Raw genomic sequence first — 14,619 nt, 5'->3', positions numbered from 1 at the left:
TTATTTCAATTTTTCGTAGAAATACATTTCGTAATCTGGCAATAACTCAGGATGAGCAATTTTTACTAAGTCGCTGAGGATCAGGTCTGGTCTTGCTGTTCCAGCCTCAAAGTAATCATTGCCGCCGTTTTCGTTAATGCGTTTGATATAGGCATATACTTCACCTTCCTTGAAGGCCTTAAACTGAGCATATCTTTCGTTGGACTGTAAAAGCTCTTGAAGGCTTTTATACTGAGCTGCTCCAATCCACTTATCTGCTTCTGCGGCCTTGTCATAAACCGCTTCAAAGGCCATAGACATGCTGCCTGAGCTGCTGTCATTAGCCCATAAGTAGTTGACTCCGGCCTCGTCTAGAAGTTTTGCTGGCCAGCTTTCACCACCAGGTACATACCATACATCGTTATAAACAACACCTGTAAAGGCTGTCGGTTTATTTTCTGTGGTTTTTACCTTTTCTTTTACGGCTAAATAGGCTGATTTAATCTCTTTATATTTTTGCTCAGCTAGCTCTTGTTTGTTGAAAAATGCCCCAATAAATTTTACCCATTCAGCGCGGCCCAGAGGCGTTTTTTCTAAATAAGCCGCTTGCAAAATTACAGGTATTCCTAGCCTGTTTACCTGCTCCAAATCTTGAGAATTACCATTCAACGTATAACCAAAAACAGCTTCCGGCTCCAGCGAAGTTAAAGTTTCCATGTTCAGCTTGCTATCCATTCCCAGCTCCTGAATGTTGCCTGACTTTACCCGTTGGTTAATCTTTTCAGAGGATATGAATTTTGTGCTGGGAAAACCTACTAATGCGTCTATCTCATTCAGCATTTCAATAGCTGGCAGGTGAACCGTAGCCGTGCAAACCATTCTTTCTACCGGAGTTCTTATGATAATGATATCTTCATCATGATCTGGAACAGTATCTGTTTTCGGCACCAATAAATATTTGGTGGAGGTTGGTGCACCTTTGTATGATTGGGGTACTTCAATGTAGGTATTATTGCCTTGTTTCCACATAGAAAAATTGACTGCATCTTCTATCAATATTTCCTGTTTTTCTGCTATTTCAAGGTTTTCAGAGCTGTTGTTTTGAGGTTTCTGCTCGCAAGAAACAAGGGCAAAGCAGAGTGTCAGAAATAGGGCAATAAAGCGATTCATAGTTAAATAAGCATGGGTTGATCATGGCAAACATACATTTTTATGAATTTAATGTGCAACTGTTAGCAGTATGTTGGTTTAAATAAATCTTTAGCTACCTTTGCAGTGAATTGTGGTTTGTTACCTCTTTCTGAAGGTGTAGCAATTAAAAGGGAATCCGGTGATTCTGAGAAAAATCCGGAGCTGTCCCCGCAACTGTAAGCTCGTAGAATTCATCATTCAATTCAAGAGCCACTGTCTAGAAATAGATGGGAAGGCCGATGATGAAGAGCAAGCCAGGAGACCTGCCATCATTCTTTTACTAAGAAGCTTTCGGGAGTTATGGCTTCAGGCAGATGACCCATTACATTTTCTGGTGCACCTTCCTGTTCCGTATTTAAAAAGCTTCATGAATAATGGTTTATGAAGACACTCTTTAGTTGTATCCTTTTTTTTATGACAAGCATGAGTTTGCTCTATGCCCAGGATAGCCTGGCGGTAAAGCAGCTCCATGGTATTGAAATACAGGATAAAAGAATTGAAGATTTCCAGACGGGTGAGAAAATAGATGCTGTAAGCCCGGAATATATCAATGGTCTGCAAGGTGGTAGTGCTGCCGAATTGCTTATGAAAACAGGCGGGGTAAATGTTCGCTCTTACGGAATTAGCGGCCTTTCTACACCGTCATTGCGAGGAACAGGAAGTAGCCATACCGCAGTTATTTGGGAGGGCTTAAATTTACAAAGCCCTATGAACGGATCTTTAGATCTTACCCTTGTTCCCGTTTCGTTTATCAGTAATCTATCTATTCAGTACGGAGCTGCAGGCACCACCATGGGGTCTGGAGCGCTGGGTGGCGCCATCCATATGAGTAGCAACTCCAATATTTCTCATGGTTTTGGTGCCGGGTTATTTCAGCAGACAGGAAGCTTTGGTAAAAGTTATACTGGGTTGAACGTCTCCTACGGATCAGGGAAAAGCGAGGTAAGTGTAAAGGGCTTTTTGCATCACTCGGATAATGATTTTCAATATTTTAATCGCTTTTCCAATAAAGAAGAAACACAGGAGAATTCAGAAATTGATCAGCATGGTGTATTGGCGGAGTGGCGTTATCAGATCAAGGATAATCAAAGGATTTCCGCAAAATATTGGTATCAGTTTAACAATGTTAACCTACCTAGGCCAGCTTCTGCGGGTGGAGAAGCCGTTGAAAATCAGCAAGATGAATTTCATAGAGCGGTAATCCATTGGCAACGTAATTCTGAGCATGGAGTGCTCGAGGCTCGTTCTGGCCTGGTGAGCCATGAGCTCACTTACACCGATCAGGTAGCAGAGCCTTCGATCAGCCAGTCCAGCACGTGGATTAACGAAATTCACAAAGTGAGCAAAATCAGTGATAATCATGAATTTCAGGTAGGTCTTAATTATACTTTTGACCATGCTGAAACACAGAATTACGGAGATAATATTTCTGACAGGCATAGAATCTCGGCCTTTCTCGGCTCTAAATGGTTGTTATTCAATAAGATGGAAGTAAATGTTTCAGCCAGACAACTTTATGTAGATGATTATTTTGCGCCGTTCTTACCTTCTCTGGGAGTTCAATATTTCGCTTCTAACCATATTTACACCAAAACAAAAGTAGCCAGAAGCTATCGTATTCCCACTTTTAACGACTTGTACTGGAAGGGTGGAGGCAGTTCAGGAAATATGGATTTGATGCCTGAAGAAGGTTGGAGTTTTGAGCAGGGACTCGTGATGGAGAAGAGTGGTTTTAAAACTGAGATAACTGGATTTTATAATATTATCGATAACTGGATTCAATGGGTGCCTTTTGCAAATGGATGGTCTCCTCAAAATGTGGAGCAGTTACAATCTCGCGGGGTGGAAGGCAACTTGTCTTACAGTTTACAGCTAAAGCCGAATTGGGAGCTTGGGGCCAGCCTGAAGTATTCCTACACCAAAGCTACTAAGGAAAAAGTGGGTGAAAATGCTGAGGAACAGGAGCTTCACAAACAGGCCATTTACACTCCTAAGAATCAGGGAGTATTTTCTGTTTTTAGTAATTATAACGGTGTTTCTCTCCTCTATTTACTCAGTTATACCGGTGAGCAATTTGTTACCGGCGATAACAAGAAAACCATACCATCATTTCTGATCAGTGACATTTCACTGGGCTACGGTAAAGCTTTTGGTAAGCAAAAGATAAACTTTCAGGCATCTGTGAAAAATGCTTTTAACAAGCAGTATGAAATAAGAAATGCCAGGCCCATGCCCGGCAGGTATTATCAACTAAGTATTCAATATCAAATTAATTAAATATCTATGAAGACAAACATTTACTTTTTGGCCATTCTTATCGGGGCGCTTTTAATGACATCTTGTTCTGATGATGACCCTGAGCCTGAGGTTGTACATAATTTTCCTATTGGGGAGAATGGATTTTTTATAGTGAATGAAGGCGGCTGGGGCAATGGAGATGCCAGTCTTTCATACTATAACCGTGATTCTTCAGAAGTTTACAATGATATATTCCAGACTTATGCAGGGCGTCCGCTTGGAGATCAGGCACAGTCTATGTCGCTTATTGATTCTCTTGGTTTTATAGTGGTTCAAAACTCAGTAAAAATCGAAGTGATTCACGCTTATAAGTTCACCTCAGTGACTACCATTGATGGGGATGATGGCTTGGAGTCGCCACGTTATGTTTTAGGGGTAAATGAAAATAAGGCCTATATCACAGATTGGGGATCTACAGGTGTAAATGGTACCGTAAAGGTTTTAGATTTAAATACTTATGAAATCACTAAAACCATCAGTACTGGAAATGGTGCCAATAAGCTCATTAAAAGAGGTGATAAAGTGTATGTGGCTAATCAAGGAGGCTATAGCAGAGATAGCACTATTGCTGTAATTGATGTGAACACGGATGAGCTTTTAAAGAAAATAGAGGTAAAAGGAAATCCTGAAAGCCTTCAGCTTGATGCCGATGGTAACATATGGGTTGCTGGAAACGGTATAACTATTTATAATGCTGACTACACGGAAATAATCAGACAGACACCCGGATATATTGCTAGAATAGGTGAAGATGATGAAGTTGATTTTATTTGGGAAGCTACCGAAGGTACAGGTGACATCAATCGACTTACCATTAATGAAGCCGGTGATGAGTTATATTATTCTCATGCAGGCGGAGTGTATAAATTATCTACTTCTGCTACAGAGTTGCCAGCATCAGCTTTAGTAAGTAAATCTTTTTATGGTTTAGGTTTCGACCCTGTATCTAAAGAGATCATAGGTGGTGAAGCTCCAAACTTTAGTTCTGCGGGTACTATGTATTTCTACAATACTTCTGGTGTAGAAACCGGTTCAGAGTCAGTGGGCATAGGACCAAACAGTTTTGTGTTTAGAAATAACTAAAATCAAATGAATCGTATTGTTTCTCTTCTTCCTAGTAGTACGGAAATAGTCACTTCTTTAGGATTAGGCGATCAGCTGGTAGGGCGCTCACATGAATGTGATTACCCTCTGGGGGTGAATAGCTTACCTATTCTCACAGCTCCCAAGTTTGATACTAACCGATCCAGCGAAGAGATAGACAATAGTGTGATTGATTTGCTTAAAGATGGACTGTCAGTTTACAAAATCAACGAAGAGCTCTTGCAGGAGCTCAATCCAGATTTTGTTATCACCCAGTCATTATGCGATATATGCGCAGTGAGCTTACAAGATGTGGAAAACGCCATCTGTAAGCTCACTTCATCTAACCCTCAGCTCATCAGTCTGGAGCCCAATGTGCTAGCAGATATCTATGGCGATATTATCAAAGTAGGTGCGGCGCTTGGTGTATCCGAAAAAGCTGAGCAGGTGGTGAATGAGATAAAATACCGACTTGATAGCATAAGATTAAGAGTCGCTGCCACTCAAAACCGGCCTTTGGTGGCTATGGTAGAATGGCTCTCACCCATAATGCTGGGAGGCAACTGGATTCCTGAATTAGTTGAGCTGGCCGGTGGAGAAAGTTTGCTAGCCGAAACCGGTGAGCATTCACATTACTTTGATTGGTCCGTAATCCCAGATGCTGATCCAGATATTATAGTGGTAATGCCCTGCGGTTTTGGAATAGATCGCTCCATGAATGAGATGCACTTGCTCACCAAAAAGCCAGGCTGGAAACGGCTGAAAGCGGTAAAGAATAATCAGGTGTATGTGGCAGATGGTAATCATTTCTTCAACAGACCTGGCCCACGAGTGGCTGACTCAGCAGAAATTTTGAGCGAAATTTTCCATCCTAACTTATTCCCTGCTCAGCATCGCGGAACAGGATATATTAAATTTTAAAACTATGCATTCACCAGAAATAGAGCAGCGAATAGAGGCCTCAAAAACCTCATTATTCAAAGCAGTTTTTCCTAATACCGTAAATCACTACGACACACTTTTCGGAGGCACCGCCTTGCAGCTAATGGACGAGGTGGCCTTTATTACAGCTACCAGGTTTTCACGCAAAAGAGTGGTTACAGTATCATCAGAAAGAGTAGATTTCAAACAGCCTATTCCTGCCGGAACCTTGGTGGAGCTGATGGGGAAAGTCACTAAGGTGGGAAATACTAGTTTGAAAGTGAAGGTCGAAATATTCATTGAGCAGATGTATTCAGAAGAAAGAGAGCGAGCCATTAGAGGTGAATTTTCATTTGTGGCCATCGATGAAGATAAGAATCCGGTGAGCGTATTATAACTTTGGCTTATGGCTAAAAAAGCAAACGAAGACGAACCCTTATTTTACATAGAAAACGGCCTCTACGTTTTTACCGAAGCCTACCATCTCAAACGCGGCTACTGCTGCAAAAATGGCTGCCGACATTGTCCTTATGGTTTTAGGAAGAGAAAGTGATTGGCTGGTCTGTGAGTTCTTCTCTATTGTTAGTGCGTCTGAGTGTTGCTGGGGTTGTTTGAAGGTAAGTTGTTGGTTATTGGGGTGGGCTTTTGCTTGATTGGTGCTCTTTCTTTTTGTTGATTTTATTAATTCTGGGTTGGTTGTTGGGTTATTGATTGTTGATGTAGTTTTTGGGTGAAGTAGAGCTTTTTATTTTTGGGAGGCAGGGTTAATTTCAGTTAAATATTATTTTAAGTGAATACTATGATGTCATCTAATCTGAAGAGTTTCACAGATTTACAGGCCTGGCAGATTTGTAGGGAATTCAAGATCAAAATCATTCATCTGGCAAAATCTTTTCCGCTTGATGAAAAATATAAATTAGTTGATCAAATAGTGAGATCCAGTCGGTCAGTCACAAATAACATTGCAGAAGGCTTTGGGAGATTTCACTTTCAAGAGAACATTCAATTCTGTAGACAGGCAAGAGGTTCTTTATTTGAAACCTTGGATCATGTAATCTGTGCTTACGACGAAGGGTACATTAACAACGATCAATTAGTAGCATACAAGAATGACTTTAATAATTGCCTGAAAATACTTAATGGCTATATCTCTTACCTCAATCGAGCTAAAAAAGCCTCAAAGCAATAACCCAATAACTAATAACCAATAACCAAATAACCAATAACTCAATAAGCAATAACCAATAACCAATAACCCAATAACCAAATAACCAAATAACTCAATAACCCAATAACCAATAACCAATAACAAAATCAATGAAAAAAATATCCATCTCCTGGAGCGGCGGAAAAGATTCAATGTTAGCACTAGATCGTATTGTGAGAAGTGAAAAATATAGTATTCATCATCTACATACGGTAATTGATGCTGATCTTAAGCGTGTTGGTTTGCATGGTGTGCCTGAACATCTTATTGAGAGGCAAGCCGAATCTTTGGGTATTCCCTTGCATAAATTGTACTTAAGAAAAGATGATAGTCATGATACTTATAATCAACTGATCTCTGATTACATTCAAGGCCTCAAAAGCGAAGGAGTGGAGTTAATTATGTACGGTGATATTTTCCTGGAATACTTAAAGGCCTTTCGTGATACTAAGCTAGCGAGCGCAGAGATGCACGGGGTTTATCCCATATGGAAGGAGCCGTCTGAGGAGTTGTTAGCTGAATTTTTAGAGAAAGGATATAAAACCAGGATTTGCGCAGCGGATAAAAAACATTTTGATAAGTCACAAGTCGGCCAAACTATTGATGATCAGTGGATAAGATCAGCTCCTGAAGGCATTGATATCTGTGGTGAAAATGGAGAATTTCATTCTTTTGTATATGACGGTCCTATTTTCAAAAATCCGGTGGCGCACCAAGTTGGGGAGATCGTTGAGAAATCATATGAGTTTAAGGTGAAAAATGACGACGGTTCATTGACAGACCAAAAGTCAACTTTTTACTTTGCAGATCTTAGCTAGGGCGTGACCTACCTTTCACTTCATCATATCTGGCTTCATATTTTTTGTGGGTTGTCCCCATTATTCTATCCCAGAAGGTGAAATATAGCCCATAATTTCCTTTTACAAATTCATGATGCATGTTATGATTGGTGGAGGTGTTCAGCCATTCGCCTAACCAGTGCTTGTAAAACCTTTTTGGATAAAGCTCATAACCGAGGTGTCCATACACATTGTAGATAATCATGAAGATTAAAAAGGCAGCTATTGCCAGGCGATGGAGTGGAAAAAGAAAGACAGCCAGCACAATAATGCCTACCTCAAACAAAGCCTCAATAGGGTGAAAAGCAAAGGCCGCCCATGGACTTGGGTTAGTAGATTTGTGATGAATTAAATGAGATAGTCTGTATAATCTTTTGTGGTGCATAAGGCGATGAGTCCAATAAAAATAGGTGTCATGCAAAAGTATTAGCATGAAAATGCTGAGGACTAAATAACCATAGCCGTATGTGCTTATCTCTGAGTAAACTAAAGTATAAGGTTTTACAAAGGGACTGAAAAGTATGATCGCGACTAGGGTAAAAATGACTATGGTAAGAAGTGAATATCCTACCTCTCTCAAGTAGTCTTTGCCAGTCGGGAATTTCAACTGTATTTTTTTATACGACCAGGCTGATTTTCTAAGAACATACCATATGATAAAGGAAATTCCAGCTGCTAAAAGGTATCTTAACAGCATTACAGAAGCTACTTGTGTCCATGGAATAGTCATGTATCTCAGATTTTAATAACTAATGACGCTTAGATGAAATTCGTTCCTAAAGGTTTAATAGTTTTCTGGCAGCTGCCTGCGGCGTGATCATTCCGGCTCCCACTTGTTGCTCTATTTCAGGTAAGTCTGTTTTTACTTCACTATTACCATAAAAGTTTTGCTTTAGCATAAAACCAATGCTTTCATGCATCCAACTGATATTTTGTTGAGTTCTCAGTTTATCTAGCTTGCCTTCCATGTGATCGTAATACGTCTCTATTAAATGAAGTATATCATCAAGTCCTGTTTTGGCTACTGATGAGCACGTTAGCACCTTAGGTTGCCAGCCAGAGTCTGCCAGCGGAAATAAATGCAAAGCATTTTGATATTCTGCCTTTGCTCTTTTTGAAGCCTGTATGTTATCATGGTCCGCTTTTGTGATTGCAATAGCATCAGCCATTTCCATAATGCCCTTTTTTATGCCTTGGAGTTCATCACCTGCGCCGGCAAGCATAAGTAGGAGGAAGAAGTCTACCATTCCCTTTACCGCTATCTCAGATTGGCCAACACCCACTGTCTCAATAAGAATATGATTAAACCCCGCGGCCTCACACAAAAGCATGGTTTCCCGGGTTTTGTTGGCTACACCACCTAATGAATTTCCAGTGGCGGAAGGCCTGATGTAGGCATTGGGATGATGCGATAGTTGCTCCATTCGAGTCTTATCTCCCAGTATGCTGCCCCCAGTGCGCTGACTGCTGGGGTCGACGGCAAGTACGGCCAGCTGCTTGCCCTGATCAGCTAGTAAAATGCCCAAGGCTTCTATGAAAGTGCTTTTCCCTACACCAGGAACACCTGTTATGCCTATCCTTTTGGAGTTTCCAGTATGTGGTAGAATAAGTTCAAGTACTTTTTCCGATAATTCAATGTCTGTATCTAAGTTGCTTTCAATCAATGTAATAGCCCGGCTCAGAATAATTTTGTCGCCAGACAATATTCCATCAGCATATTCATTGATTTCCAGTCGTTTTCGTTTCAATCGCATAAGCTTAAATCAGCTCATTAAATTAAATTATATTATCTAAAACTGCTTTATTTTTATATTTTTACTCTCCTTACATGTAATCAATTTTTGTTTTAACAGCCATTCAGCTTAAATGAAAAAGCGTTTCTGGATCGACTCAGTCCTTGCCACAGTTTTCGTGTTTTCCATCATGTGGATCATATTCAATGTGTCTCAGTTTAAAATTTTCGATGCTTTTGATCCTGTAGGAGATGCTTTGGAAGATATGGATATTACTGATGTGGCTTTCTCAAACCTGAGGGAGGATCCTGTGCCTGACACTAATATTGTGGTGATAAATATTGGCTATCTCAGCAGAGCAGAATTGGCTCAAGAGGTTGCCATTATCAATCAGTATGACCCTAAAGTCATCGGTATTGATATTTTATTTGATGGGTTAAAGCAAGACACTCTCGGCGACATGTTTTTGAGTACTGTGCTTAGTGATGTAGATAGCTTGGTATTAGTGTCTGAATTACTTCAAACACCTGACTTCGCTAATAAAAATAAAGGTGATGATTTGTTCGATTCTCTTCATGTATCACACCCAATTTTTAGTCAGAATGCACATAACGGTTTCGCAAATTTGTTTACAGACGCAGATTCTCAGGAGGATTTTAAAACTTGTAGATCATTCCCACCCATGCGAAAAGTAGGAAAGGAAGAAAATGTAGCTTTTGCGGTGAAAGTAGCCCAATTGTATGATGCGGAAAAAGCTAATAAAATATTAGAAAGGAAAAATTCTAGTGAGGTAATTAACTATCGGGGTAACGTTGTTGATCTTTATGGTCGTACCGATTACCCTAACAGATTTTATGCTTTGGATGTAAACGATGTTATAACTGAAAATTTTACTCCAGGGATGATCAAGGATAAGATCGTTCTATTCGGATATATGGGGAGAGATTTTGATGATACATCATGGGATGATAAATTCTTCACGCCTCTAAATAAGAAGTATGCAGGGAAGGCCAATCCTGATATGTACGGCGTAGTGGTGCATGCTAATATCATTTCAATGATTCTGAATGAAGATTATGTGAATGATGTTAATGATAAAGAGGGGTTTGGCATCTTAGTGGCTGTCTTTATCTGCTTTCTTAATGTGTCACTATTTTCCTTTATATATCATCGTTTGCCAGATTGGTATGATGGGATAACTAAAACGGTTCAGTTGGTTGAAATCGGTCTTATTTTATTCTTAATAGTGCTATTATTTAGCCATTACAGTTTCAAATTGAATCTTGTTATATCATTGGCAGCCATTGCTTTAGCGGGAGATGCACTGGAAATTTACTATGGTGTGGTGAAGAATATCTTTAATAAAGAAAAGAGAAGACAGCTGTTTACCATAAAGCGTAAAGCTGTATAGATGTGTAACCTTGCAATGTAATATTGTTTGACAAAATAACAAAATATTTAAATATAACTTCCATGAAGAAATTTAGTCTTTTAAACCTGGTTCTACTGCTATTTATAGTAGGGTTGGCTCATGGACAGAATTATACTTTTAAGGTATTAGCGAATAAAGGAGATAATAAATTTAAAAGTGGTTCTGAATGGATGTCCGTTAAAACAGGGGCGTCTTTGCATTCGGCTGATGAAGTAACACTAGCTAAAGACTCGTATCTAGGTTTGGTACACAGTACTGGTAAAACCTTAGAGTTAAAAACCGCAGGCACTTATAAAGTGAAGGAGCTTGAGGAGAAAGTTGGAAAGAGCTCATCGAGCGTTGCCAGTAAGTATGCAGATTTTGTGCTCAGTAAAATGACGGCGGAAAGTCAAAAAAACAGATTAAAGAGCACTGGATCAGTAACTCGAGAAATATCCAATATAAAAGTGTATCTACCTAGCACTGGATATGTGTATAACAATTCAGTCTTGATTAGATGGGACTCTTTAAATAACTCTGCTCAGTATGTAGTTACACTTACTAACATGTTTGATGATGTTCTTCAAACATTTACTACAAGTGATACTAAGGTTGACTTAGATTTAAATGGTGAAAAGTTGAAGAATCAAAATGTGATTCTTGTTTACGTTTCAACTAAAGATGGTTCCAGGGAGTCGTCTGTATTTGCTATCAAACGTTTAAAGGGAGATGATCTTGAGAAAGTGGAGACCTCTTTAAATGATCTCAAAAGTCAGATAGATGAGAAAAGTGCATTGAACCAATTTATTTTGGCTGGCTTTTATGAGGAAAATGGACTTATACTTGATGCGGTATCGAGCTATGAAAATGCCATTGAGTTAGCTCCTGATGTGGAGACCTATAAAATTGCTTATCTGGATTTCGCGGTAAGAAATGATTTAGCAAACTAGTTTATCAATCATATTTGAAATGAAGAAAGGCAGCCCTTAGGCTGCCTTTTCTTTTACTCAACATCTCAACAACTCTATTAACTAACCTTAATCACTTTTGCTTCTTTCTTAGGTGTAAGTGGTAAGTTTAAAATCAATACACCATTTTCATATTTTGCTTCAATCTTCTCAGTGTTAATCTCACCTGATAATTTGAATGATCTCTTGAATTCACCGTAGTGTGACTCTATTTGAGTAGCATTCTTCTTTAAGTCATCACTGATAGTTCTGGCACCAGAGATGGTTAAAATCTCATCGTTCAGATCAATATTAAAATTGTTTTTGTCAACCCCTGGAGCATAAACGTGTAGCTCAATGTTGTTTTCAGTTTTGAATACATCAATAGCAGGTGTAAATGATTTTCCTCTATTTCCTTCTTTGATGAAATTTTCGATAACATCACCAAATGTTCCTGAAACGAAATCGTTAAGCGGGTTGTATCTTACTAATGTCATGATATTTAATATTTTTAGTTTCTAAATTTTTAATGTTTAATTCATCTATAGTGAAAACTGTACCAAGCCAATTTTCTAAGAAGTTTCACGATATTTAATGACATAAAGTCTGATTTATCGTAATTACGCAAAATAAATAATGACATAATGTCTTATTTGATGTCAAAATTATAATTTCTATATTCAGCTTTTAATTTTAGCTACTCTCATGAATTATAAGCTTAAGAACTTTCTCAAGACATTAGGTCCTGGGATTGTGTTTGCTGGTATGTGTATCGGTGTTTCTCACTTAGTTCAATCTACCAGAGCAGGTGCAGATTATGGTTTTACCCTCTTAATAGCGGTATTAGCTGCCAACCTATTTAAATACCCCTTCTTTGAATTTTCATCTCGCTATACCAGCGCCACTGGCAAGAGTATATTAGATGGCTATTATAAACAGGGTAAATGGATTCTATGGATCTATGCTTTTATGACACTGGCCACCATGTTCATCGTGAGTGCAGCAGTAACTTTTGTGGCTGCCGGCTTACTAGGTAATTTACTCGGAATAGATCTTTCCGCAGATATTTGGGCTGCTATAATATTCGCTGTTAGTGTGCTGATATTAGCCAGTGGAAAATACAGCGCCATGGATGGATTGTTGAAGGTGGTAAGCATAGTGCTTTTAATTTCTACCATTACTGCCGTGGTAGCCGCATTGCTCAATGGAAGAAGTGAGCCTGTCAATGGTTTTGTACCTATGGAGGTGATGTCTACCGGAGGAATAGTTTTCCTGATAGCGCTGATGGGGTGGATGCCTACTGCCGTAGATATGTCTGTGTGGACGGGCCTGTGGGCAGAGGCAAGAGTAGAGCAAACCGGTTATAGGCCTACCAAAAAGGAAACATTGCTGGATTTTAATTTAGGCTATATTATTACCGCCGTACTAGCTGTGATCTTTTTATCACTAGGTGCTTTGGTAATGTATGGATCAGGGATAGAGTTTTCTAATAGTGCTTCTTTGTTTGCGGGGCAGTTAATCGGTCTTTATACAGAATCCATCGGCGATTGGAGTTATATCATTATAGCTAGTGCTGCTTTTAGCACAATGTTCAGTACTTCTATCACTGTGCTAGATGGTTATGGGAGAACTATGGATCGCATCGTTTTATTGCTGTTTGAAGGAAAAAGAAGGGTAAGCTATTATGTATGGATCATCCTGCTGGCGGTGGGTTCTTATTTAATTATATCTCGTTTTTTGAATGATTTAAAGAGTCTGGTGGATATGGCAACCATTGTATCATTCATCATTGCGCCATTTGCTGCATTTCTTAATTACAAGGCCATCTTTTCATCTGAAGTGGATGAGCAATTTAGACCACCACAATGGCTGAAAATATTAGGTATTTTAGGTCTTATATTCTTAATTTTGTTCTCGCTAGTGTATTTCTATATCCTCTTGTAACAACAAAAAAAAATTTTTAAAATTTTTTGAAAATAATTGTTGCAAATTAAAAAACGAAGACGTAGAATTGCACTCCCATTTGAGGGAAACACATCACTCCCCCTTAGCTCAGTTGGTTAGAGCGGCTGACTGTTAATCAGTAGGTCCTTGGTTCGAGCCCAAGAGGGGGAGCAAAAAAAGCCTGATTTCGATAGCTATCGGAATCAGGCTTTTTTGTTTTACGGCTTTCTATTTTCTTACTAACTTAATGTGAAGATTTGCATTTCACGTTATGTATAGCGTTTACATTTTATACTCCGCATCTATAGATAAGTTTTATATCGGATATTCATCTGATGTATCTTTGCGTCTGGATTACCATAATTCCTTAATTAATAATAATTGGACTAAACGAGGAAGACCTTGGGAGCTGTATTTTAAGATGGAAGGCATGAGTAAATCTCAGGCACTCCAAATTGAAAAACATATTAAGAAGATGAAATCTATTAAATATATATCCAATTTGGTGCGATACCCTGAAATGCAAGAGAAGTTATTTGAAAGATATAGCTAAAGTTATTCTTTAGGTGAAGTGGCGGGGAAGCATGGGGATTAATATATCGGATTATTACTGCTGAAACTATCCCGGTACATTTTCCATCCTTGATCTGTTTTTTTCCATAGAACAAGGTATTTGCCATTGTCAATAATCCCATCATTTGCGTCTCTTAATTCGAAAAGTCCATTTTCGGCAACATAATTACCCATACCATAGAGCTCGGTGGTAGTGAATTTTCCATCTCGAACAGCCATTGAGTCATATGCAATCTGAAAAAAGAGTTTAGCAGCATCTTTGCCGCACATGGAAGCTGCATTCGGTGCCATAATACATGCATCAGAGGCATAGCGATTAATGAATAGATTTGGATCCCCTTTTGAGAATGCTTGCCAATAAAGTGTATTACTGTTTTTTATCTCCAGCCTTGCTTCTTGAAGTGTTGGATCTTCTTTCTCGTTGTTTGAGGTAATGTCAGTGCAACTGGTGATTTGTAAGATCATCAGTATTATAAGGATCAGTTTTTTCATA

16 protein-coding genes, 1 tRNA gene and 1 riboswitch are annotated in these 14,619 nt (G+C 39.0%); of the genes, 12 read left to right on the top strand and 5 right to left on the bottom strand.

Translation table 11 applies throughout. The annotated features are described in order from the left end of the window. Positions 1 to 1,149 (bottom strand): ABC transporter substrate-binding protein, encoded by a 1,149-nt coding sequence (locus LVD16_RS00570; protein ID WP_233771640.1) that lies wholly within the window; start codon positions 1,147 to 1,149, stop codon positions 1 to 3. Positions 1,150 to 1,245: 96 nt separating this feature from the next. Beyond that, positions 1,246 to 1,455: riboswitch (cobalamin riboswitch) on the top strand. Positions 1,456 to 1,584: 129 nt separating this feature from the next. Between LVD16_RS00570 and LVD16_RS00565 the strand changes: the two genes are divergently transcribed. From LVD16_RS00565 to LVD16_RS00535, 7 genes are all read left to right on the top strand, one after another. Then, entirely contained in the window at positions 1,585 to 3,447 is a 1,863-nt protein-coding gene (locus tag LVD16_RS00565) for a TonB-dependent receptor (protein ID WP_233771639.1), read from the top strand. Between the two features lie 6 nt (positions 3,448 to 3,453). Next, the gene (locus LVD16_RS00560; RefSeq protein ID WP_233771638.1) at positions 3,454 to 4,551 is read left to right on the top strand and encodes a YncE family protein; all 1,098 of its coding nucleotides are present in this window, start codon (positions 3,454 to 3,456) and stop codon (positions 4,549 to 4,551) included. Positions 4,552 to 4,557: 6 nt separating this feature from the next. Next, on the top strand, positions 4,558 to 5,472 hold the full coding sequence (locus tag LVD16_RS00555) for a BtuF-related (seleno)protein (protein ID WP_233771637.1): 915 nt from the start codon (positions 4,558 to 4,560) through the stop codon (positions 5,470 to 5,472). Between the two features lie 4 nt (positions 5,473 to 5,476). Beyond that, entirely contained in the window at positions 5,477 to 5,869 is a 393-nt protein-coding gene (locus tag LVD16_RS00550) for an acyl-CoA thioesterase (protein ID WP_233771636.1), read from the top strand. A gap of 9 nt (positions 5,870 to 5,878) precedes the next feature. Continuing rightward, entirely contained in the window at positions 5,879 to 6,025 is a 147-nt protein-coding gene (locus LVD16_RS00545; RefSeq protein ID WP_233771635.1) for a C1orf53 family protein, read from the top strand. A 246-nt stretch (positions 6,026 to 6,271) separates the two neighbouring features. Next, positions 6,272 to 6,661 carry a four helix bundle protein gene (locus tag LVD16_RS00540; RefSeq protein WP_233771634.1) on the top strand — a complete coding sequence of 130 codons (390 nt, stop codon included), beginning with the start codon at positions 6,272 to 6,274 and terminating at the stop codon, positions 6,659 to 6,661. Between the two features lie 128 nt (positions 6,662 to 6,789). Further along, positions 6,790 to 7,497, top strand: a complete 708-nt coding sequence (locus tag LVD16_RS00535; protein WP_233771633.1) for a Dph6-related ATP pyrophosphatase — start codon at positions 6,790 to 6,792, stop codon at positions 7,495 to 7,497. On the opposite strand, the gene LVD16_RS00530 is transcribed toward LVD16_RS00535, so the two are convergent. Next, positions 7,490 to 8,248, bottom strand: coding sequence for a sterol desaturase family protein (locus tag LVD16_RS00530; protein WP_233771632.1), 759 nt, complete (start codon positions 8,246 to 8,248; stop codon positions 7,490 to 7,492). The genes LVD16_RS00535 and LVD16_RS00530 overlap by 8 nt on opposite strands. A 46-nt stretch (positions 8,249 to 8,294) precedes the next feature. After that, a complete protein-coding gene (gene meaB, locus LVD16_RS00525) occupies positions 8,295 to 9,272 on the bottom strand; it encodes a methylmalonyl Co-A mutase-associated GTPase MeaB (RefSeq protein WP_233771631.1) in 978 nt (325 codons plus the stop codon). 112 nt (positions 9,273 to 9,384) lie between these two features. Between meaB and LVD16_RS00520 the strand changes: the two genes are divergently transcribed. Together LVD16_RS00520 and LVD16_RS00515 are read left to right on the top strand one after the other, a co-directional pair. Continuing rightward, positions 9,385 to 10,662 (top strand): CHASE2 domain-containing protein, encoded by a 1,278-nt coding sequence (locus LVD16_RS00520; protein ID WP_233771630.1) that lies wholly within the window; start codon positions 9,385 to 9,387, stop codon positions 10,660 to 10,662. A 62-nt stretch (positions 10,663 to 10,724) separates the two neighbouring features. Further along, positions 10,725 to 11,612, top strand: a complete 888-nt coding sequence (locus tag LVD16_RS00515; protein ID WP_233771629.1) for a hypothetical protein — start codon at positions 10,725 to 10,727, stop codon at positions 11,610 to 11,612. A gap of 77 nt (positions 11,613 to 11,689) precedes the next feature. Here the strand turns inward: LVD16_RS00515 and LVD16_RS00510 are convergent, their stop codons facing one another. Continuing rightward, the gene (locus tag LVD16_RS00510; protein ID WP_233771628.1) at positions 11,690 to 12,106 is read right to left on the bottom strand and encodes an Hsp20/alpha crystallin family protein; all 417 of its coding nucleotides are present in this window, start codon (positions 12,104 to 12,106) and stop codon (positions 11,690 to 11,692) included. A 208-nt stretch (positions 12,107 to 12,314) separates the two neighbouring features. On the opposite strand from LVD16_RS00510, the gene LVD16_RS00505 reads away from it, so the two are divergent. From LVD16_RS00505 to LVD16_RS00495, 3 genes are all read left to right on the top strand, one after another. Continuing rightward, positions 12,315 to 13,553 (top strand): Nramp family divalent metal transporter, encoded by a 1,239-nt coding sequence (locus LVD16_RS00505; RefSeq protein WP_233771627.1) that lies wholly within the window; start codon positions 12,315 to 12,317, stop codon positions 13,551 to 13,553. Positions 13,554 to 13,650: 97 nt separating this feature from the next. Further along, positions 13,651 to 13,724 (top strand) — tRNA-Asn (locus LVD16_RS00500). 100 nt (positions 13,725 to 13,824) lie between these two features. Continuing rightward, on the top strand, positions 13,825 to 14,106 hold the full coding sequence (locus tag LVD16_RS00495; protein ID WP_233771626.1) for a GIY-YIG nuclease family protein: 282 nt from the start codon (positions 13,825 to 13,827) through the stop codon (positions 14,104 to 14,106). Positions 14,107 to 14,144: 38 nt separating this feature from the next. Here LVD16_RS00495 and LVD16_RS00490 read toward each other — a convergent pair whose 3' ends face one another. After that, the gene (locus tag LVD16_RS00490) at positions 14,145 to 14,618 is read right to left on the bottom strand and encodes a YybH family protein (protein ID WP_233771625.1); all 474 of its coding nucleotides are present in this window, start codon (positions 14,616 to 14,618) and stop codon (positions 14,145 to 14,147) included. Position 14,619: the final 1 nt, after the last annotated feature.

The organism is Fulvivirga ligni, assembly GCF_021389935.1.
GTDB classification, from domain to species: domain Bacteria; phylum Bacteroidota; class Bacteroidia; order Cytophagales; family Cyclobacteriaceae; genus Fulvivirga; species Fulvivirga ligni.
This window is presented reverse-complemented; position numbering and strand designations above follow the sequence as displayed.